The organism is Stenotrophomonas testudinis (assembly GCF_024499815.1).
Lineage (GTDB): Bacteria > Pseudomonadota > Gammaproteobacteria > Xanthomonadales > Xanthomonadaceae > Stenotrophomonas.
Map to the genome: position 1 here is coordinate 1 of NZ_JAMOKY010000043.1, position 18,708 is coordinate 18,708.

The following is an 18,708-nucleotide window of genomic DNA, read 5'->3' on the forward strand; positions in this document are numbered from 1 at the left end:
GTTCGAAGGCACAGAGTTTTACGACGTGGTGGGATACCCGCGCAAGCAGATCATCAACCACATCAACACCCTGAACGACGGGCACGTGATTTTCCTGCATCTGAGCCGTTGATGGGTGGGTGCGGACCGTTGGGCCCCACCTCCGTGTGGAGCCGAGCCCACGCTCGGCTCCACCCTCTGGCGATCAGACCCGCAGCAGCACCTTGCCGCCACGCCCCGACTGCGCGCTGGCGGTCGCGGCGGCCGTGATGTCGTCCAGCGCGAAGATGCCGTCCACCGGCAGGGTCAGTTCGCCGCTGGCCGCGCGCTGCAGCAGTTCGCCCACCAGGCGGCGCTTGTCTTCCACCGCCATCGCCTGGCTGACCTTGCTGCCCCAGAAGCCCTTCACCGTGGCTTCCTTGTAGATCAGGCCACTGGCCGGGATGCGCATCGCCTCGCCACTCATCACGCCGAACGACACCAGCGTGCCGTGCAGGCCGAGCAGGTCGACCAGATCGGCGCTGGCTTCGCCGCCGATGGAATCGACGGCGGCCGCCGCCTGCGCTTCGCCGGTGGCTGCACGCACGCGGTCCTTCCAGCCGTCCTGCGAGGTATCGAACACATGCTCGACGCCCAGCGCCTGCAGCTGCGCGACCGCCTTGGCATTGCGCACCAGATTGGCCACGTTGACGCCGCGGGCGCGGGCCAGCATCGCCAGCGATTTGCCCACCGCACCGTTGGCGGTGTTCTGCACGACCCACTGGCCGGCTTCCACCTTCAGGAATTCCAGCAGCATCAGCGCGCTCAGCGGCATCGCGATCAGCTGTGCCGCGGTTTCGTCGGCGATGGCGTCGGGCATCGGGATGACCATCCGTGCCGGCGCGGTGAACGCCTCGGCCCAGGTGGCATGCACAGAGGCGGCGGCGACGCGCTGGCCGACCTGCAGGCCTTCAACACCTTCGCCCAGCGCATCGACCACGCCCAGGGCTTCGCTTCCACCGACCGCCGGCAGGGTCGGCTTGTAGCCATACAGGCCGCGTACGGTCAGCAGGTCGTGGTTGTGGATCGAGGCGAGCGTGGTGCGGATGCGCACTTCGCCGGGGCCGGGTTCGGGCAGGGCGACATCGGCGATGGCAAGGACGGTGGCGGGATCGCCGAAGGCGGTGTACTGGGCAGCACGCATGGGGGACTTCCGGTTGAAAAGGAGGTTGTAACCAACTGGGGATGGCGGCGGCGTCGACAAGGCGCCGGTGGTGCAACACGGCATCCTGCGACGGATCGTCGCGGCATTTCGTGATTACCGCATCTTGTGTTGACGATCTCCAATATCCCCACTATGTTGGGGCCGTCACTCCCGGTCAGCCGCCGCCGCCGGACATGCAGCAAACGTCCCGCGGCCCGCCCCTGAAGGCTTGCCGTGTCGACGCGGCCGCCATCGAGCGGACGCAGATCGCTACCCACGGCCCGGATACCGGCCGCAGGCGCAGGCTCATCGCTGACGGTCTGACGTTCCCGCGCAATGGCACACCAACCGATTGCCTTGGGCGCCGGTATCGCGCGCAGGGCCGCCATGGCATCGACGCTTCGAGGCGCGCGTGCCTGGAGACGCAGGACAATGACCGACAGTACCTACCGCGCGGCCGATCTGGCCGGCGCCGGCGACGCCATGCGCGCCGGTGGCGAACGTGTGCCCACCTGGATCACCAAGGAAGCCGGCAACCGCCGCCTGCCGTTCGAGGCCGGACGCCTGCAGCGCAGCATCGACAGCGTGCACGCCGAGTTCCCGCAGCTGGACGTGGGCGACTATCGCCGCGTGGTGCAGGCGATGGTCGAGCGCAAGCCCAGCATCAGCGCCGATGACCTGGTGGACCTGCTGATCCGCGAGGCCGAATCGCGCGTGGATCTGGTGGCGCCGGAGTGGGAGCAGTTTGCCGCGCGGCTGTACCTGCGCCGGCTGTACAAGCGCGCCAGCCGCAACCGCTTCTACGACGTCAGCCTGAAGTACGGTTCCTACGTGGGCCTGCAGGAAAGCCTGGCCGACCGCGGCGTGTACAGCAACGACATCCTGCGCTGCTATTCGAAGGACGAACTGCAGCGGGCCGGGCAGATGATCGATCCCGAACGCGACCGCTTGTTTGCCTACAACGGCCTGTACCTGCTGGCCACGCGCTACCTGGCCAGCGACCGCAGCCGCGAGGTGTACGAGCTGCCGCAGGAGCGCTGGCTGACCATCGCGCTGTACCTGATGCAGGACGAAAAGCCCAGGGAACGCCGCATGCAGCTGGTCGGCGAAGCGTACTGGGCGCTGTCCAACCTGTACATGACCGTGGCCACGCCCACCTTGGCCAATGCCGGCAAGGTCGGCGGCCAGCTGTCCAGCTGCTTCATCGATACGGTGGATGACAGCCTGCAGGGCATCTATGACTCCAACACCGATATCGCCCGTGTATCCAAGCACGGTGGCGGCGTCGGCGCCTACCTGGGCTATGTGCGCAGCAGCGGCGCGCCGATCCGCGGTGTACCCAATTCCTCCGGTGGCGTGGTGCCGTGGATCAAGCAGCTCAACAACACCGCCGTGTCGGTCGATCAGCTCGGCCAGCGCAAGGGCGCGGTGGCGGTGTACCTGGACATCTGGCACCGCGACATCGAGGCCTTCCTCGATCTTCGCCTGAACAATGGCGACCAGCGCCTGCGCGCGCACGACGTGTTCACGGCGGTGTGCGTGCCGGACCTGTTCATGGAGGCGGTGGAGCGCCGCGCTGACTGGTACCTGTTCGACCCGCACGAAGTGAAGCAGGCCAAGGGCTGGTACCTGCAGGACTTCTACGATGAAACGCGCGGCGCGGGCAGCTTCCGGGACCGCTATGCCGAACTGGTGGGCGACGAGCGCATCAGCCGCCGCACCGTGCGCGCCATCGATCTGTTCAAGCGGATCATGGTCAGCCAGCTGGAAACCGGCAACCCGTTCCTGTTCTACCGCGATGAAGTGAACCGCAAGAACCCGAACAAGCATGCGGGCATGGTGTATTCCAGCAACCTGTGCACCGAGATCCTGCAGAACATGAGCCCGACGCGGATGATCCAGGAGATCGTCAGCGGCGACCAGATCGTCACCACCCGCCGCGCCGGCGATTTCGTGGTCTGCAACCTGTCCTCGATCAACCTCGGCCGGTCGATCACTGCGCCGGACGATCTGCTGGCCAAGGACGTGCTCGAGCGCCTGATCCCGATCCAGGTGCGCATGCTCGACAACGTGATCGACCTCAACGCGCTGCCGGTGCCGCAGGCCACCATCACCAACCGAAAGTACCGCGCCATCGGCCTGGGCACCTTCGGCTGGCACCACCTGCTGGCCCAGCAGGGCATCTACTGGGAAACACCCGAAGCCGAGGCGCTGTCGGACACGCTGTTCGAGCGCATCAACTTCCTGACCATCCAGGCCAGCGCGCAGCTGGCGAAGGAGAAGGGCAGCTATCCGATGTTCGCCGGCAGCGACTGGCAGACCGGCGCCTACTTCCGTGACCGCCGCTACGAGGGGGCGGGCTGGGACAGCCTGGCCCGCGACGTTGCAACGCACGGTCTGCGCAATGGCTGGCTGCTGGCGGTGGCGCCGAACATGAGCACCGCGCAGATCGCCGGTTCCACCGCATCGATCGACCCGATCTACAGCGCGTTCTACTACGAGGAAAAGAAGGACTTCCGCCGTCCGGTCGCTGCGCCGGGGCTGTCGCTGGAAACGTGGCCGTACTACGAAAAGGGCGCCTACAAGGTCGATCAGTTCGCCAGCGTACGGCAGAACGCCCGCCGCCAGCGCCACGTCGACCAGGCCATCAGCTTCAACCTGTACGTGCCCAGCACCATCCGCGCCAGCACGCTGCTGGAGCTGCACCTGAGCGCGTGGCGCGAGGGCCTGAAGACCACGTACTACGTGCGCTCCAACGACATCGACATCAGCGAATGCGAGTGGTGCTCGAGCTGATCGCTGCGAATCCTGTAGAGCCGAGCCCACGCTCGGCTCAAGCGCAACGCAGCCGAGCATGGGCTCGGCTCTACAAACGCAACGCATGCAATCCGAAGGCAGAAAACCATGGCAACCCCCCTCGACCGCATCAAGATCCTCGAACCGCGCCACCCCAACCGCAGCACCAGCATCATCAACGGGCGCACCAGTGGCATCCTCAACTGGAACGACATCCCGTACCCGTCGTTCTATCGGGCCTACAAGGAGCTGTCGACCAACTTCTGGATCCCCGACGAGGTGGACATGAAGCTGGACGTGCGCCAGTACGGCGAGCTGTCAGGGCGCGAGAAGAACGCCTACGACTCGATCATCGGTCTGCTGGCCACGCTCGATTCGCCGCAGACCCGGTTCATCTACAACGTGGCCGAGTACATCACCGACCCGGCCGCGCATGCCAACGCGGCGATCATCGGCCAGCAGGAGGTGATCCACAACGAGAGCTACAGCTATGTGCTGGCCTCGATCACCGATCTGCCCAACCAGAACCGGGTCTTCGAGATCGCGCGCACGCACCCGACCATCATAAAGCGCAACGCGCCGATCATGGGGGCGTATGACGATTTCATGCGCGAGAAGACCGCCGAGACCCTGCTGAAGTCGCTGATCCAGTCATCCATCCTGGAAGGCATCAACTTCTATTCCGGCTTTGCGTACTTCTACAACATGGTGCGGCAGAACCGCATGACCGGTACCGGCAAGATCATCAGCTTCATCAACCGCGACGAGCTGGCCCACACCAAGTTCATCAGCGAGCTGATCCGCGCCATCATCGGCGAGAACCCGGCGCTGCAGACCAACGAACTGACGGCCTACGTGCACCAGGCGTTCGAGCATGCAATCGAGCTGGAAACGCAGTGGTCGTCGGAAGTGCTGGATGGCATCGACGGCATCGACGTGGAGGAAATGACCCGCTACGTGAAGTACCGTGCCAACAAGATGGCCGGCATGCTCGGCATCGAGCGCCTGTACAGCGACACCACCGACAACGTGATGCCGTGGATCAAGGCCTACGCCGACAATTTCACCGAGACCAAGACAGACTTCTTCGAGATGCGCAATGCAAGTTACAAGAAGACCAACGTCGACAACGGCTTCGACGACCTCTGAGTCGGGTGCGGCGCTGCGCATCCTGCTGGTGGTGGCCTCGCTGAGCGGCAACACCCGCGAGCTGGGCCGCCACATCCGCGCGCGCTACCACGCCGCCGGGCACGTGGTGCACTGGCAGGAGGTCGATGACCTGCGATCGGTCGCACCCCTGGCCGCCGATGAGGCCGACCTGGTGCTGCTGGGCAGCTGGACCGACAACGCCGGGCGCACCCCCGCAGAGATGAAGGCCTGGGTGGCCGGCATCGCCGAGCGTGGCCAGCGCCTGCGCCAGCTGGCGGTGTTTGGTACCGGCGAAACGCAGTGGGGGCAGGAGTACTACTGCGGCGCCGTGCACCGGCTGATCCGCTATTTCAACAGCAGCTACCCGCCACTGGAAATCGAACAGATGCCGCATGGCGCACGCGATGCCGCGGCCATCGACGCCTGGACCGATGCGGTCCTGGCCCATTACTGGAGCAATCACGATGCAGATCATCGACGCCACCACGCCTGAGCAGTTCCAGCAGCTGCTGGCCGAGCACCCGAGGGTGCTGGTGGATTTCCACAAGGACCAGTGCCCAGGCTGCCGGATGCTGGAGATGTCGCTGCACCGCGTGGCCAACAGTGTGGCGGGGCAGGGCACGACCCTGCTGCGCGTGCAGCTGGAGGTGCTGGGCGAGGCGTTCTTCCGCGAACTGGGGCTGCGGCAGACGCCGACCTTGTCGCTGTTCCGCAACGGGGATGAGCGGCAGCGGCTGGCCGGGTTCCAGTCGCCGCAGCAGATTGAAGCTGCAATCGCGCTGCATCTGTAGCGCCGGCCCCCGGACAACGCACGGCGTGGAATGCACTGTAGAGCCGAGCCATGCTCAGCTGCCGTTCGCGTGGTGCGTGGTGAGTCGAGCATGGCTCGACTCTACATGCGGCAAGGGATCCGCCCTGCGGCTTACGCGCCGGCGAAGGTATCCACCAGCAGCTTCACGTTCAGCGCCACGATCACCACCGCGATCACCCAGGCGATGCTGCCCAGCCAGCGTGGGGCCACCAGCGCGCCCATCGTGGCCTTGTCGGTCACCAGCCGCACCAGCGGAATGATCGCGAACGGCAGCTGCATCGACAGCACCACCTGGCTCAGCACCAGCAGCTTCACCGCCCCCTGGTCGCCGAACAGCAGGATCACCACCACCACCGGGATGATCGCCAGCGCACGGGTGATCAAGCGCCGCAGCCACGGCGGCAAGCGCAGATGCAGGAAACCTTCCATCACGATCTGCCCGGCCAGGGTGGCGGTAACCGTGGAGTTCAGGCCCGAGGCGAGCAGGGCCACCGCGAACAGGGTCGAGGCCAGGCCGACGCCAAGCATCGGTGCCAGCAGCTGGTGCGCCTGTTCGATGTCTTCTACATCAAAACGGCCATTGGCATGAAACACCGCCGCGGCCAGGATCAGGATGCTGGCGTTGATGAACAGCGCCAGAGTCAGCGCGATGGTGCTGTCGGTGACCGCCCAGCGCAGCGCACTGCGGCGGCCGGCATCGGTACGCGGATAGGCGCGGGTCTGCACGATTGACGAGTGCAGGTAGAGGTTGTGTGGCATCACCGTCGCGCCAATGATGCCGATGGCGATGTACAGCGCGTGCGGATCGGTGACCACCTGGGTGCGCGGGATGAAGCCACCCAGCACCTCCATCACTGGTGGCGCGGCGAGCGCGATCTGCACCAGGAAGCAGCCGAAGATGATCATCAGCAGGGCGATGACAAAGGCTTCCAGTGCACGGAAACCGCGGTTCATCAGCAGCAGCACCAGCAGCGTGTCCAGCGCGGTGATCACCGCACCCCACAGCAGCGGCAGGTCGAACAGCAGCTTCAGCGCGATGGCGGTGCCGATCACTTCGGCCAGGTCGCAGGCGATGATTGCCGCTTCGCACAGGGCCCACAGCGCCAGGTTGACCGGTTGCGGATAGCGCGCACGGCAGGCTTGGGCCAGGTCCATGCCGGTGGCGATGCCCAGCCGTGCAGACAACGCCTGCAGGATCACCGCCATCAGGTTGGAAACAAGGATGACCGAGAGCAGCAGGTAGCCGAAGCGCGAACCGCCAGCGAGGTCGGTGGCCCAGTTGCCCGGGTCCATGTAGCCAACCGAGACCATGTAGCCAGGGCCAATGAAGGCGAGCAGGCGGAACCACCAGTGGCCCTTGTCGGGCACGGCCACCGAGGCGTTGAGCGCGCCGAGGCTGGCTGCGGGGGCAGCCGGGGAGTCGGCGGGCGCGACGGTATTCATGGCTGCAATATAGCCACTGCTATATCCATTAGCAATGTGAAACAATCGTCTTTGCTGCGTCACTGGTCCAGAATTCAGGTTCAGATCCGGAAGTCATCGGCAGGACAGGCACTCGCGTGGGCAAGACAGGCGCTTCGACATCGGCAAAGAACCCTCCCTTGATCGAGGCCGAGCGCCAGGTCGAGAGCTTCCGGCAGGTGCGCGAGGCACACCGGATGGAGCTGGTCGAGGACTATGTGGAGTTGATTTCCGACCTGCTGGCCGACGGCGGTGAAGCGCGCCAGGTCGATATCGCCACTCGCCTGGGCGTGGCCCAGCCGACGGTGGCGAAGATGCTGCGGCGCCTGGCCCGGGATGGCTGGGTGGTACAGCGTCCGTACCGCGGCGTGTTCCTGACCCCGGAAGGCGAGGCGCTGGCCCATGCCAGTCGCGAGCGGCACCAGACCGTGGAGCGCTTCCTGCTGGCGCTGGGCGTGGACCCGGATACGGCGCGGCGTGATGCCGAGGGCATCGAGCATCATGTCAGCGAACAGACGCTGGCGCTGTTCGAGGCGTTCGTGAGGAAGGCTGAGGGCTGAGGTCTTGGCAGGGCTTGCTGCCCTGCACCCGCTGCAACGTCAACGTCAACTTCGAAAAGCCTGCATTCCGTGGGATGGCGGCGTGGGTCCGATTGAGGGGGACGCTGCAAGTACGTCCCTGTAAGCTCGGTCGCCGCATCCATGCGGCTCACGCCCCCTCAACCGGACCCACCCCGCCTTCGACAGTTGTCCGCGAACTGTGGGAACGGCATGACACTGCTGTTGGTGGGTGCCGACCGTTGGTCGGCACGGAGTCGGATCCCGTTGCAATGCAACGGGCTCTGACCCCTCCAGGAAGCGGAATCCGTAGAGTCGAGCTTGCTCGACAACCCGATATCAGGGGTCAGAGCCGTTTCCCGTGGAAGCGGATCCGACCCCGGTGCTTACCTGCCGCGGCGGAACGCGGCGGGGGTGCGGGCGCCGACGATGATCATGCGGATCATCGTGGAAATCTGTTCGACCAGCTCCGGGTCTTTCTCCGGCGGCTGGTCCATCGCGGTGGCGCCCATGGCGAACACCAGGCGGGTGATGGCGGTGGCCACCAGTTCCGGCTTGTAGAGCTTGGCGCCGTCCAGTGCGGCCAGTCGCACCAGGTCGTGCTGCAGTTCTTCTTCGAAGTAGTGCAGTTCGCGTTCGACGGCGTGCTTGAAGTCGTCCGAGCCCACCGCGCCTTCGCGTAGCAGCACGTGCAGCAGCTTGTCGTCGGCGCGCAGCTGCTCCATGAAGGTTTCCACCGACACGCGCACCACGCTGGTTGCGCTGGAGGTGGCGCGCTGGCGGGCTTCGCCGATGATCGTGCGCAGCGAGCGGCCGGCGACGTCGATCAGGGCCACGGCCAGTTCGTCCATGTCGCGGAACTGCCGGTAGAAACTGTTCGGGGCAATGCCGGCTTCGCGTGCGACTTCGCGCAGGCTCAGCGTGGACAGGCTGCGGTGCGGGCCGATCAGTTTCAGCGCGGCGGCCAACAGGTCCTCGCGGCTCACCGTACGGCGGGCCGGGCTGTTGGCATCTTCGGTCGGCGACAGAACGGTGGCGGCGGCCATGGCACTTCCGGAGGGGCAAGGCTGAATCATACCCAATCCGGAGCAATATACACATGTATACACAGGTGTATGTGCGGCCGTATAGTGCGCCCATGAGCGCTGTCATCCGTCCGTCCCTGTTTTCCCCGTACCGCTGGCTGTCGCCGACGTTGTTCGATTTCTGGGCGGGCCAGCTGAATCCGTTGTGGACCCTGCGCGAGCCCCTGGCCCGCCTGGTCCGGCGCGAGCCGGCCGGCGAGGGCGCCGCTACCCTGGTCCTGCGCTGCAATCGGCACTGGGCCGGCATGCGCGCCGGCCAGCACATCACCCTGGGTGTGGAGCTTGAAGGGCGCGTATTGCGCCGCAGCTACAGCCCGACCGCGCTGGGCCGCCGAGAGCTGGCCATCACCATCAAGGCGGTGGAGGGCGGAGCGATCAGCCAGCATCTGGTCCATCACGCCAAGCCCGGCGATCTGTTCAGGTTGGATGCGGCCTTTGGTGACTTCCATATGCCGGCCGCTGCACCGGTGCTGCTGCTGGCTGCCGGCAGCGGCATCACGCCCATGCGCAGCCTGCTGCGCGAGGCCTGCCAGCGCCCGCTGGCCGCGCCGGTGGACCTGTTCTACTGGGAACGCCACGCGGCGGCCTTCCAGTTCCGTGATGAACTGCAGGCGCTGGCTGCGGCGACCCCGAACCTGCGCGTGCACCTGCTGACCACCCGCGAGGGCGAGGTACCGGCTGCGCGCATCGATACCCATTCGCTGGCCGTGGCCGGCGACGATACCCCGCTGGCGCAGCGCCACGTGCTGGCCTGTGGCCCGGATGGCTTCGTCGCCGCCGCGCGGCAGCGCCTGGTGCACCAGGTCGCCGGTTTCCAGGCCGAGGCCTTCACTCCGCCGGCACCGCTCAGCGATGCCGACAGCGCCGGCGAGATTGCCCTGACCCTGGCCCGCAGCGGCCGCCAGCTGAAGGTCGCGCGCGGCCGTTCGCTGCTGGAAAGCCTGGAAGCCCAGGGCATCAAGCCCAAGCACGGCTGCCGCATGGGTATCTGCAACAGCTGCACCTGCGACCGCGTCAGTGGCACCACCCGCCACCTGCGCACCGGTGAAATGCAGTCCGAAACGGCGCAGCCGGTGCGGATCTGCGTGAGCGCACCGACCACCGACCTGACTTTGGATCTCTGAGGACCTGCTGCCATGACCCGCGCTTCCGACCGTGCCCTGAGCCCCGCCGAGATGAACGCCTTCGGTGCCGAGCTCGACGCGATCCGTGACCGTATCCTGGGCAGCCTCGGCGCCTCCGACACCCGCTACATCCGCCGCGTGGCCGCCGCCGTGCGCTGGTCGAGCGTGCTGGGCCGTGGCCTGCTGTTCCTGGGCGCGTTCTCGCCGCTGTTCTGGGCACCGCTGCTGTGGCCGGCCTGCATCGCCGGCACCCTGCTGCTGGCGCTGGCCAAGATCCTGGAAAACATGGAGCTGGGCCACAACGTGATGCACGGTCAGTACGACTGGACCGGCGACCCCAAGCTCAACGGCAACACCTACGAGTGGGACATCGTTGCCACCGGCGACAACTGGCGCAAGACCCATAATTTCCGCCACCACACTTACACCAACGTGCGTGGCATGGATGATGACATCGGCTACGGCCTGCTGCGCATCTTCCCGGAACAGCGCTGGTCGCCGTTCTACCTGATGCAGCCGATCATCGCGCCGATTTTCGCGCTGCTGTTCCAGTGGGGCGTGGCCGCGCAGGACCTGCGCCTGGGCCGCTGGTTCAAGGGGCGCATCAGCAGCCGTGCGATGTGGCTGCAGACCCGTCCGGTGGCGCGCAAGATGGTCCGCCAGGTGTTGAAGGATTACGTGTTCTTCCCGCTGCTGGCCGGCCCGTTCTTCCTGCCGGTGATGCTGGGCAACCTGGTTGCCAACGGCATGCGCAATGTCTGGACCTACGTGATCATCTTCTGCGGCCACTTCACCGCCGAGTCGGAAACCTTCCCGAAGGAATGCCTGCGCAATGAATCGCGCGGCCACTGGTACCTGCGCCAGCTGCGCGGTTCTTCGAACATCAGCGGCGGCTTCATCATCAACGTGCTGTCGGGCAACCTCAGCCACCAGATCGAGCACCACTTCTACCCGGACCTGCCGGCCAACCGCTATGCGGCCATCGCCAAGGAAGTGAAGGAGATCTGCCGCCGCTACGGCCAGCACTACAACAACGGCTCGCTGCCGCGCCAGTTCGCGCAGGTGGTCTGGCGCATCCTGCGCCACGCCTTCCCGAGCAGGCCGCGCCGCCTGCCGATGCCGGACATCATGCCGGCACCGGCGCCCGCCAACGCGGGCTGAGGGCTTCAGCTGGCTTTGGCCAGCACCGCCGGCGGATCGCCGTCCTGCGGGACGCGGTCCAGCCGGCGCAGGAACACCTGCATCTCCTTGCGCGCCTGCTGGTCGCCCTTGCTGCCGGCCACGCTGAGCCCACGCTGCCACGCCGCGCGTGCCGCCTGCGGCTGGCCACCGGCCAGCCAAGCCTTGCCCAGCAGCTTCCACGCCGCCGAATACTCCGGATCCAGCGCCACGCAGCGTGCCAGGTGGGTGGCGGCGTGCACGGGCTGGCCGGCGTCCAGCCAGCTCCTGCCCAGGCCGAAGCGCAGCAGCGCGCTGTCCTTGCCGCTGGCGAGCATTGCCTCCAGTGCTTCGATGTTCATGGCTGTACCTCATGCGGCAGTTCAAGCGGCCCGGGCAGGAAGCGGCCGCGATGGAACATCAAGGGCGCACCACCGGTTTCCTGCACATCGATGATGCGGCCGGCCAGCAGCAGGTGGTCGCCCACCGGCCACTGCGCGTGCCGGCTGCAGCTGAGGTGTGCGACCGCACCGGCAATACGCGGCGGTGTGTCTTCCCCGCCCTCCAGCAACGGCACGTCGTCGAAGCGATCACGCACGCTCGGATCGGCGAAGCGTCGTGCCAGGGCTTCCTGCCCGGCACCCAGCACGCTGAGAGTGAAGCGGGTCGCATGCTGGAACACGCGCAGGCGCTTCGCGTGCAGAGCCAGGTTCCACAGCACCAGCGGCGGCTGCAGCGAGACCGGCACGAACGAGTTGATGGTCAGCCCGTGCGCGTGTCCCCGCGCGTCGCGTGCGGTGACGATGGCCACGCCGGTCGGGTAGTGGCCGAGCAGCCGGCGCAGGGCGCGCGGCGGCAGGTTCACCGAGGGCGCTGGCGCCGGGGCGGGGAAGACCCCCGCCCACGGCCCGGCATAGGCACTGCCGCCGGCGTCCATCAGGCGCGCGCCTGGCGGTAGCGACGGCCGACCTCGGCCCAGTCGATGATGTTGAAGAACGCACCGATGTAGTCGGGGCGACGGTTCTGATAGTGCAGGTAGTAGGCGTGCTCCCAGACATCCAGGGCGAGGATGGGCGTATTGCCGGACAGGCCGACCGCCGCGCCCATCAGCGGGCTGTCCTGGTTGGCACTGCTTTCGACCTGCAGGCGTCCGTCGCGATCGCTGGTCAGCCACGCCCAGCCACTGCCGAAGCGGGTCTGCGCGGCCTTGCTGAAGGCGTCCTTGAAGGCTGCGAAACCGCCGAGATCGCGGTCGATGGCAGCGGCGAGTTCGGCATCCGGCGTGCCGCCGGTGGCGCTGAGTACCGTCCAGAACCGGCTGTGGTTGGCGTGGCCGCCGCCGTTGTTGCGCACCGCGCCGCGGACGGACTCGGGCAGCGCGTCGAGGTCGGCGATCAGGGTTTCCACCGGGGTGTCGGCAATGCCGGCCTGTTCCAGTGCGGCGTTGAGGTTGTTGATGTAGGTCTGGTGGTGCTTGCCGTGGTGGATCTCCATGGTGCGCGCATCGAAGTGCGGTTCCAGGGAGTCGTAGGCGTAGGGAAGGGCGGGGAGCGAGTAGGGCATTGCAACAGTCTCCGTGGGGAAGGCCAGCGGGTTGGCCTCGGGGAGACTGTTATCGCACCTCAACTTTGGTTGAGGTCAAGAGGGGGGGTGGGAAGCGTGCGCTGATGGCGCTTTGGGATTTCCGTGATTGCGCGGTTGGGTGGACGCAGGCAGGACACGCCGTAAACCCATCCATGGGGGCTCGTAGGCGCCATCCATGGCGCCTGCGGTCCTGCCTGCGTCCACCCACCCGCGCCCGACAGTTTCACGCGCCGGCGCGGAGGCGGATTCAAAGGCAAGAGCAAAAGCAAAGCGGCTACCCGAATCCTCACCGGCGCGGTGATGCGCTGCCCGCGCTCGCAGGAAACTGTCTGGAGGGGGCGGGGGCCGCTGGGCAGGACCGTTGGCGCCAGGGATGGCGCCATCGAGCACCATGGAGGGGCTTTTGCGTGTCCTGACCAGCGGCCCCCGCCCCCTCCCTCACGTATAAACAAAAGCGCCGCGGCAGCGAAACAACCCGCCAGCGCTTTCAAATCAAACTCAGCTCAACCAACCGCGGCACGCGCTGTCGATCTGCTCGCCACACGCCTGCTGCATCCGCTGCTGCAGCCGCGCCAGCGTCTCCGCGCCCCGGTGCTTGCCACCCCAGGCCTTCAACTGCACCGCCAGCCGTTCGAAACGCTGCTTCGTGCGCTGGTGGTAGCCCGACGGCTGCGCCTGCAGCTCGGCAATCAAGGCATCGGTGGCCTGCTCGATGCGCGGGGCATCGTCCGGGGCCAGCCGCAGCAGGCCCTCCACGTACAGCACGCCCCACTGCACGCGCGTGGCCGGGCCCTGTGCGCCGTCGTAGGCACGCTTCAGCCACGCCAGCGCACCAGCCGTATCGCCGCGCTTCTCGGCCAGTTCGGCCAGCTCGGGCATGTAGTAGTACGGCTGCTGGCTGCGCTTCAGCTCGGCCAGCAGCAGCGCTTCGGCGCCGGCGTCGTCGCCCGTTTCGCGCAGTGCGTAGACCGCGCTGCTGATGGTGGCCTGGCGCGCGTGCGCATCCGTGGCCGCGGCGTCGGCGGCGGTCACCCGCTGCTTCACCCGCTGCACCAGCGCCGCAGGCAGTGCACCTTCGGGCTGCTGCTGGCGGGCCAGCGAGACTTCGATCAGTGCGCGCGACAACGCATCATCGGCGCGGTTGCCACGTTCGGCGTCGGCGCGGTCCAGGGCCATCAGCAGCTGCTGGCCCAGCGTATTGCTGCTGGCCGGGCCCGCACTGGCCTGCTTCACCAGGTTGGCGCCGGCATAGCCCAGCAGCTCGCGGTTGCGGCGGACTTCGGTGGGTTGTGCCAGCACCGCCTGCAGCAGCTCGCGTACTTCGGTTGGCGGCGTGGTCGGCTTCTCCGCGGTGGCCAGGGCCAGCAGGGCGAAGCGGCGCTGCAGAGCGGCGTCGGGCGCGGCCTTGGCCAGCTGGCGCAGTACCTCGTCGGCCTTGCGCTGGCCGGCCAGACGGTTCGCATCCACTTCCCAGCCGTAGTCGCCCAGCACCTGCCAGTCTTCCGCGCCCAGTTTGGCCGGGGTCGACAGGGCGGTGGCCAGGGTCTCGGCCACGGCGCTGCGTCGGCTGGCGGCCACGGTCAGCGTGCGGGTGAGTTCGGCGGCGTCGTTGCCGCCGGCTACGCGGGTGATTTCGTTGCGCTGCGGGTCGAGCACGATCAGGGTCGGGTAGCCGCGCACGCCGAAGCGCTCGCCCCAGGCCTGCGCGCCTTCCTCGTCGCCATCCAGGTACACCGGCACGAACTTGCCGGTCAGCGCGATGAAGGCGGGATCCTTGAACAGGCCAGCCTTCAGCTGGTTGCACGGCGGGCACCACACTGCGCCCCAGTACAGCAGCACCGGCCTGCCGGTCTCGGCGGCTTCGTTGAAGGCATCGTCGACATCGCCCTGGCGCCAGGCAATGGCCGCTGCAGGCGCGGCTTCGGCAGCCTTCGCGCTCGCCACCGGCGCCTGCGCGGGAGAACAGGCGCTCAGCGCGGTAGCCAGCAGCAACAGGGGAAGGGCAGCGCGCATCGGCAGCATCTCGAAGGAACGGGGGTGAAGGGCCATTGTAGGAAGCCCGCCCGCCTGTGCTGATGCAGTTTGCTTATGACCGGCTTGCGGCCCGCTATATGCCGGGGACTACGGCGCCGCAGCTGCCGGCCAGCGGCTGGCACTACCGCACTCCGCCGCCAGCAGGTCTGCCAGCCAGGTCATGAATGCCTCGACCCGCCGTGGCAGGTGGCGGCGCTGCGCATAGACCAGGTTCACCGGCATCGGCTCGGCCAGGCAGTCCGGCAGCACTTCCACCAGGCGGCCGTCGCGCAGCGCTTCGCGCGCGCCCATCTCCGGCACCTGGATGATGCCGAGCCCGGCCAGCGCGGCGGCGCTGTAGCCATCGGCACTGTTGACCGTCAGCGCGCCACGCATCGGCCAGGTCTGGTAGCGCTGGCCATCGAAGTACTCGAAGCCGGGCGAACGCTGGCCGAGGGTGCCCACGTAGTGCACCAGCCGATGCTGGTCGAGGTCGGCCAGTTCGCGCGGCGTGCCGTGCGCGGCCAGGTAGGCCGGGCTGGCCACGTTGAGGATGCGCATCTGCCCCAGCGGGCGTGCGATCAGGCTGCTGTCATCCAGGGTGCCGACCCGCAGCACGCAGTCGAAGCCTTCGCGTACCACGTCCACGCGGCGGTCGGTGGCGCTCAGTTCAACCTCGATGCCCGGGTGCAGGGCGAGGAAGGCGGGCAGCTGCGGGATGACCAGGTTGCGGGCCATGCCGCCGGGCATGTCCACCCGCAGCCGGCCGCTGAGCTCGCTGGTCTCGTGGCGGAACAGGTTCTGCAGTTCGTCCATGTCGTCCAGCAGATCGTGCGCGCGTTGCTGCAGCTGCGCGCCGTCGGCGGTCAGGTGCACCCGGCGCGTGGTCCGGTGCAGCAGCTGGGTGCCCAACTCGGCCTCCAGCCGGGCGATGGCCTGCGAGACGCTGGCCTTGGGCAGACCCAGACTGTCGGCGGCGCGGGTGAACGAGCCCAGTTCGGTGACGCGCAGGAAGACGCGCAGGGTGTCGAGGCGGTCCATGGATTGTTCGTCTGGCTTGAACAGTAAAATCAGGATCGCGCGATTTATGCGCGCCGGCAATCCCAATAGTCTGGCCACACTTCCTCCCAGACAGGTGCCCGCCATGACTACTTCCTCCCGTGTCGTCCTCATCACCGGTGGCAGCCGCGGCCTCGGCCGCAACGCCGCGCTGGCCCTGGCCGGCGACGGTGCCGATATCGTGATCACCTACCGATCGCAGGCCGACGCCGCCGCCGAGGTCGTGCAGCAGGTGCAGGCGCTGGGCCGCCGTGCGCTGGCACTGCCGCTGGACGTGGCCGACAGCTCGGCGTTCCCGGCCTTCGCCACCCAGCTGCGCGACGCCCTGCAGCAGTGGGGTGTCAGTGGCCTGCAGGGCCTGCTCAACAACGCCGGTGAAGGACTGTACGCACCCATCGCCGAGACCACCGAGGCGCAGTTCGACCACGCGGTGGCCGTGCACCTGAAGGGGCCGTACTTCCTGACCCAGGCACTGCTGCCGCTGATCGCCGATGGCGGCCGCATCCTCAACGTGTCCAGCGGCCTGGCCCGCTTCTCGCTGCCGGGCAGCTCGGCCTACGCGATGATGAAGGGCGGCATCGAGGTGTTCACCCGTTACCTCGCCAAGGAGCTGGGTGCGCGCGGAATCACCGCCAACACGCTGGCACCGGGTGCGATCGAGACCGATTTCGGTGGCGGCCGCGTGCGCGATGATGCGCAGATGAATGCCATGGTCTCCTCGATCACCGCACTGGGTCGCCCGGGGCTGCCCGACGATATCGGTCCGGTGGTGGTGGCACTGCTGTCGCCGTTCACCGGCTGGGTCAATGCCCAGCGCGTGGAAGCCTCCGGCGGCATGTTCGTCTGACCGCTCGCGCGGCTCCGAGCTCCGAATCAGGAGGCGGTGAGGCTCAGCGGCTGGTAGACCAGTCCGTTGAACTCGCCGACCTCGCCATCGATGACGAAGCCGTAGCGCTGGTAAGTGGATACGGCATTCAACGAGGCGCGCACGCTCATCGCTGGTGCGCGCAGCTGTGGCAGCACCGCCTTGAACAGGGCATGGCCGATGCCCTGCCCCTGGCAGGCGGGATCGACGAACAGCATCGCCAGATGCCGGCCTTCCTTCAGCTCGATCACACCGACGATGTTGCCGTCCTGCTCGGCGACCAGGATGTGGTTGTCACCCTGCAGGCGCTCGGCGAAGGCATCGGCTCCGGCCACCTGGGTGAACGTTGCCACGCCCTGTGCGCTGAGCGACGGCGCCACGGCTTCGCTGAAAGCAGCCATGCAGATCGCGCTGATCGCGGCCAGGTCGTCGGGGCGGGCGGGGCGGATGGGATGCATGCAGTGTTCCTTCCATGATGACGATGCGGGTGCATCACACACGATAAGCTCGGCGCATGAACCACTTCAATGCGGCCCATGCGCGGGTGTTCCCGCAACACGGCCTGAGCCTGGGGCTGATGACGCCGGTCGCTGCACACGGCCTTGCCGACGTTGCCGAAGCGCAACGCGTCGCGCGTCTGGCAGATGATCTTGGTTTTGCTGCGCTGTGGACCCGCGATGTGCCGCTGATGGTGCCGCAGGGGCCGGATGCGACAACCAGCGCGCTGGACGATCCTTTCCTCTGGCTTGCGCTGCTGGCCGGTGCCACCACGCGTATTGCAGTGGGCACCGCCGCCATCGTGCTGCCGCTGCGCCATCCGCTGCACGTGGCGAAATCCGCGTTGAGCCTGGACCGGATCAGTGGCGGTCGCTTCGTGCTGGGCCTCGGCTCGGGCGATCGTCCGGAAGAATTCGCAGCGTTCGCTGAAGACCTGGAGGGCAGAGCGGCCACGTTCCGCGAGCGCTGGTCGCTGCTGCGTGCGGCGTTGTCGCCGGACGAGACCGGACGGGCGCACCTGCGCGATGCCACCGGTGGGTTCGACGTGCTGCCGGCAGCGCAGGCGCGCGTTCCGATGCTGGTGGTCGGCACGGCGCGGCAGAGCCTGCAGTGGATCGCCCGCGAAGCGGAAGGCTGGGCCACCTACCACCGCGAAGAGGCGGCCCAGGAGGGGCGCATCGGGCTGTGGCAGCAGGCGCAGGGCGCCGGTGAGGCCAAGCCGTTCGTGCAGTCGATGCTGCTGGACCTGCAGGCCGATCCGCAGGCACCGGCGGAAGCGCTGCCACTGGGCCTGAAGGTGGGCCGCGAAGGGCTGCAGGCCTATCTGCAGCACGTGCACGGGCAGGGCGTGGCGCATGTGATGTTCAACCTGGTCGACAACGGGCGGCCGGTGGATGAGGTGTTGCTGGAAATTGCTTCGGTAGGTGTCCACCTTGGTGGACAGGGCTCTTGATGTGGCATCCGCCGACAGCAGGCGAGCACGGCTCGACCCTACAGGGCGAGTGCATCTGCGTATCATTCGCGTTTGATCCTGTTGCCGGAGCCGCGCGTGACCCGACGTAATCCCATGCATCCGACCGGGCGGCTGTTCGCCGTGGTCGCCTCCATCGAAGCGCTGACCTGGGCTGGCCTGCTGAGCGGCATGTGGCTCAAGTACGGCCCTTACGCCAATGTTGCCCTGGTCAAAGTGTTCGGCCCCCTGCATGGCGTGGCCTTCATGGTCTATGTTGCGGTCACCCTCTTCGCCGCCATCCGCCTGCGCTGGCCGTGGTGGGCCAGTGCGCTGGCGCTGCTGGCGGCCATCCCGCCGCTGGTGACCCTGCCGCTGGAGTGGTGGTTCCGCCGTCGTGGCCTGCTGGAGCTGCGCAGCCCTCGTTGAGACGCTGC

At 67.3% G+C, this 18,708-nt stretch carries 19 protein-coding genes; 10 read left to right on the plus strand and 9 right to left on the minus strand.

Annotated features, from left to right (window positions below; genetic code table 11):
- Window positions 1-184 precede the first annotated feature (184 nt).
- The gene (locus NQ204_RS17195) at window positions 185-1,162 is read right to left on the minus strand and encodes a zinc-binding dehydrogenase (protein WP_116864116.1); all 978 of its coding nucleotides are present in this window, start codon (window positions 1,160-1,162) and stop codon (window positions 185-187) included.
- 432 nt (window positions 1,163-1,594) lie between these two features.
- On the opposite strand from NQ204_RS17195, the gene NQ204_RS17200 reads away from it, so the two are divergent.
- The 4 genes from NQ204_RS17200 to NQ204_RS17215 all read left to right on the plus strand — a co-directional run bounded on the left by NQ204_RS17200 (window position 1,595) and on the right by NQ204_RS17215 (window position 5,898).
- Window positions 1,595-3,958: a ribonucleoside-diphosphate reductase subunit alpha gene (locus NQ204_RS17200; RefSeq protein ID WP_116864117.1), complete on the plus strand. Its 2,364-nt coding sequence runs from the start codon at window positions 1,595-1,597 to the stop codon at window positions 3,956-3,958.
- 108 nt (window positions 3,959-4,066) lie between these two features.
- A complete protein-coding gene (locus tag NQ204_RS17205; protein ID WP_256644491.1) occupies window positions 4,067-5,107 on the plus strand; it encodes a ribonucleotide-diphosphate reductase subunit beta in 1,041 nt (346 codons plus the stop codon).
- Window positions 5,108-5,120: 13 nt separating this feature from the next.
- Window positions 5,121-5,600 carry a flavodoxin gene (locus NQ204_RS17210; protein WP_243402721.1) on the plus strand — a complete coding sequence of 160 codons (480 nt, stop codon included), beginning with the start codon at window positions 5,121-5,123 and terminating at the stop codon, window positions 5,598-5,600.
- The gene (locus tag NQ204_RS17215; protein WP_116864120.1) at window positions 5,572-5,898 is read left to right on the plus strand and encodes a thioredoxin family protein; all 327 of its coding nucleotides are present in this window, start codon (window positions 5,572-5,574) and stop codon (window positions 5,896-5,898) included. The genes NQ204_RS17210 and NQ204_RS17215 overlap by 29 nt, the downstream gene beginning before the upstream one ends.
- Before the next feature lie 131 nt (window positions 5,899-6,029).
- On the opposite strand, the gene NQ204_RS17220 is transcribed toward NQ204_RS17215, so the two are convergent.
- Window positions 6,030-7,361 (minus strand): Nramp family divalent metal transporter, encoded by a 1,332-nt coding sequence (locus tag NQ204_RS17220; protein WP_116864121.1) that lies wholly within the window; start codon window positions 7,359-7,361, stop codon window positions 6,030-6,032.
- A 116-nt stretch (window positions 7,362-7,477) separates the two neighbouring features.
- Here NQ204_RS17220 and mntR point away from each other — a divergent pair, with 116 nt between their 5' ends.
- Window positions 7,478-7,939, plus strand: a complete 462-nt coding sequence (mntR, locus tag NQ204_RS17225; protein ID WP_108769078.1) for a manganese-binding transcriptional regulator MntR — start codon at window positions 7,478-7,480, stop codon at window positions 7,937-7,939.
- A 383-nt stretch (window positions 7,940-8,322) separates the two neighbouring features.
- Here the strand turns inward: mntR and fabR are convergent, their stop codons facing one another.
- Entirely contained in the window at window positions 8,323-8,982 is a 660-nt protein-coding gene (gene fabR / locus NQ204_RS17230) for an HTH-type transcriptional repressor FabR (protein ID WP_116864122.1), read from the minus strand.
- Between the two features lie 92 nt (window positions 8,983-9,074).
- Here fabR and NQ204_RS17235 point away from each other — a divergent pair, with 92 nt between their 5' ends.
- Together NQ204_RS17235 and NQ204_RS17240 are read left to right on the plus strand one after the other, a co-directional pair.
- Window positions 9,075-10,145, plus strand: coding sequence for a ferredoxin reductase (locus NQ204_RS17235; RefSeq protein WP_256644492.1), 1,071 nt, complete (start codon window positions 9,075-9,077; stop codon window positions 10,143-10,145).
- Window positions 10,146-10,157: 12 nt separating this feature from the next.
- Window positions 10,158-11,306, plus strand: a complete 1,149-nt coding sequence (locus tag NQ204_RS17240) for a fatty acid desaturase family protein (protein ID WP_256644493.1) — start codon at window positions 10,158-10,160, stop codon at window positions 11,304-11,306.
- Between the two features lie 5 nt (window positions 11,307-11,311).
- Here the strand turns inward: NQ204_RS17240 and NQ204_RS17245 are convergent, their stop codons facing one another.
- From NQ204_RS17245 to NQ204_RS17265, 5 genes are all read right to left on the minus strand, one after another.
- Window positions 11,312-11,665, minus strand: a complete 354-nt coding sequence (locus NQ204_RS17245) for a tetratricopeptide repeat protein (protein ID WP_116864125.1) — start codon at window positions 11,663-11,665, stop codon at window positions 11,312-11,314.
- Window positions 11,662-12,240 carry a flavin reductase family protein gene (locus NQ204_RS17250; RefSeq protein ID WP_116864126.1) on the minus strand — a complete coding sequence of 193 codons (579 nt, stop codon included), beginning with the start codon at window positions 12,238-12,240 and terminating at the stop codon, window positions 11,662-11,664. Before NQ204_RS17250 ends, NQ204_RS17245 begins: the two co-directional genes overlap by 4 nt.
- Window positions 12,240-12,866, minus strand: coding sequence for a superoxide dismutase (locus NQ204_RS17255; protein WP_256644494.1), 627 nt, complete (start codon window positions 12,864-12,866; stop codon window positions 12,240-12,242). The genes NQ204_RS17250 and NQ204_RS17255 overlap by 1 nt, the downstream gene beginning before the upstream one ends.
- A gap of 519 nt (window positions 12,867-13,385) precedes the next feature.
- Window positions 13,386-14,909, minus strand: coding sequence for a thioredoxin family protein (locus tag NQ204_RS17260; protein WP_256644507.1), 1,524 nt, complete (start codon window positions 14,907-14,909; stop codon window positions 13,386-13,388).
- Between the two features lie 99 nt (window positions 14,910-15,008).
- Window positions 15,009-16,007 (minus strand): LysR family transcriptional regulator, encoded by a 999-nt coding sequence (locus tag NQ204_RS17265; RefSeq protein WP_256644508.1) that lies wholly within the window; start codon window positions 16,005-16,007, stop codon window positions 15,009-15,011.
- A gap of 37 nt (window positions 16,008-16,044) precedes the next feature.
- Between NQ204_RS17265 and NQ204_RS17270 the strand changes: the two genes are divergently transcribed.
- Window positions 16,045-16,806, plus strand: a complete 762-nt coding sequence (locus NQ204_RS17270) for an SDR family NAD(P)-dependent oxidoreductase (RefSeq protein WP_256644495.1) — start codon at window positions 16,045-16,047, stop codon at window positions 16,804-16,806.
- Window positions 16,807-16,832: 26 nt separating this feature from the next.
- On the opposite strand, the gene NQ204_RS17275 is transcribed toward NQ204_RS17270, so the two are convergent.
- Window positions 16,833-17,282: a GNAT family N-acetyltransferase gene (locus tag NQ204_RS17275; protein WP_256644496.1), complete on the minus strand. Its 450-nt coding sequence runs from the start codon at window positions 17,280-17,282 to the stop codon at window positions 16,833-16,835.
- 56 nt (window positions 17,283-17,338) lie between these two features.
- Between NQ204_RS17275 and NQ204_RS17280 the strand changes: the two genes are divergently transcribed.
- Both NQ204_RS17280 and NQ204_RS17285 read left to right on the plus strand, forming a co-directional pair.
- Complete coding sequence (locus NQ204_RS17280; protein ID WP_256644497.1) at window positions 17,339-18,274, plus strand: TIGR03571 family LLM class oxidoreductase; 936 nt, start codon at window positions 17,339-17,341, stop codon at window positions 18,272-18,274.
- A 114-nt stretch (window positions 18,275-18,388) separates the two neighbouring features.
- The gene (locus NQ204_RS17285) at window positions 18,389-18,700 is read left to right on the plus strand and encodes a DUF3817 domain-containing protein (RefSeq protein WP_256644509.1); all 312 of its coding nucleotides are present in this window, start codon (window positions 18,389-18,391) and stop codon (window positions 18,698-18,700) included.
- Window positions 18,701-18,708: the final 8 nt, after the last annotated feature.

Coding starts and splice junctions, on each gene's coding strand:
- NQ204_RS17250 (WP_116864126.1), bottom strand. CDS start 12,240: ATGGACGCCGGCGGCAGTGCCTATGCCGGGCCGTGGGCGGGGGTCTTC.
- NQ204_RS17245 (WP_116864125.1), bottom strand. CDS start 11,665: ATGAACATCGAAGCACTGGAGGCAATGCTCGCCAGCGGCAAGGACAGC.
- NQ204_RS17215 (WP_116864120.1), top strand. CDS start 5,572: ATGCAGATCATCGACGCCACCACGCCTGAGCAGTTCCAGCAGCTGCTG.
- NQ204_RS17280 (WP_256644497.1), top strand. CDS start 17,339: ATGAACCACTTCAATGCGGCCCATGCGCGGGTGTTCCCGCAACACGGC.
- NQ204_RS17270 (WP_256644495.1), top strand. CDS start 16,045: ATGACTACTTCCTCCCGTGTCGTCCTCATCACCGGTGGCAGCCGCGGC.
- NQ204_RS17275 (WP_256644496.1), bottom strand. CDS start 17,282: ATGCATCCCATCCGCCCCGCCCGCCCCGACGACCTGGCCGCGATCAGC.
- NQ204_RS17260 (WP_256644507.1), bottom strand. CDS start 14,909: ATGCTGCCGATGCGCGCTGCCCTTCCCCTGTTGCTGCTGGCTACCGCG.
- fabR (WP_116864122.1), bottom strand. CDS start 8,982: ATGGCCGCCGCCACCGTTCTGTCGCCGACCGAAGATGCCAACAGCCCG.
- NQ204_RS17235 (WP_256644492.1), top strand. CDS start 9,075: ATGAGCGCTGTCATCCGTCCGTCCCTGTTTTCCCCGTACCGCTGGCTG.
- NQ204_RS17205 (WP_256644491.1), top strand. CDS start 4,067: ATGGCAACCCCCCTCGACCGCATCAAGATCCTCGAACCGCGCCACCCC.
- NQ204_RS17255 (WP_256644494.1), bottom strand. CDS start 12,866: ATGCCCTACTCGCTCCCCGCCCTTCCCTACGCCTACGACTCCCTGGAA.
- NQ204_RS17200 (WP_116864117.1), top strand. CDS start 1,595: ATGACCGACAGTACCTACCGCGCGGCCGATCTGGCCGGCGCCGGCGAC.
- NQ204_RS17195 (WP_116864116.1), bottom strand. CDS start 1,162: ATGCGTGCTGCCCAGTACACCGCCTTCGGCGATCCCGCCACCGTCCTT.
- NQ204_RS17240 (WP_256644493.1), top strand. CDS start 10,158: ATGACCCGCGCTTCCGACCGTGCCCTGAGCCCCGCCGAGATGAACGCC.
- NQ204_RS17285 (WP_256644509.1), top strand. CDS start 18,389: ATGCATCCGACCGGGCGGCTGTTCGCCGTGGTCGCCTCCATCGAAGCG.
- NQ204_RS17220 (WP_116864121.1), bottom strand. CDS start 7,361: ATGAATACCGTCGCGCCCGCCGACTCCCCGGCTGCCCCCGCAGCCAGC.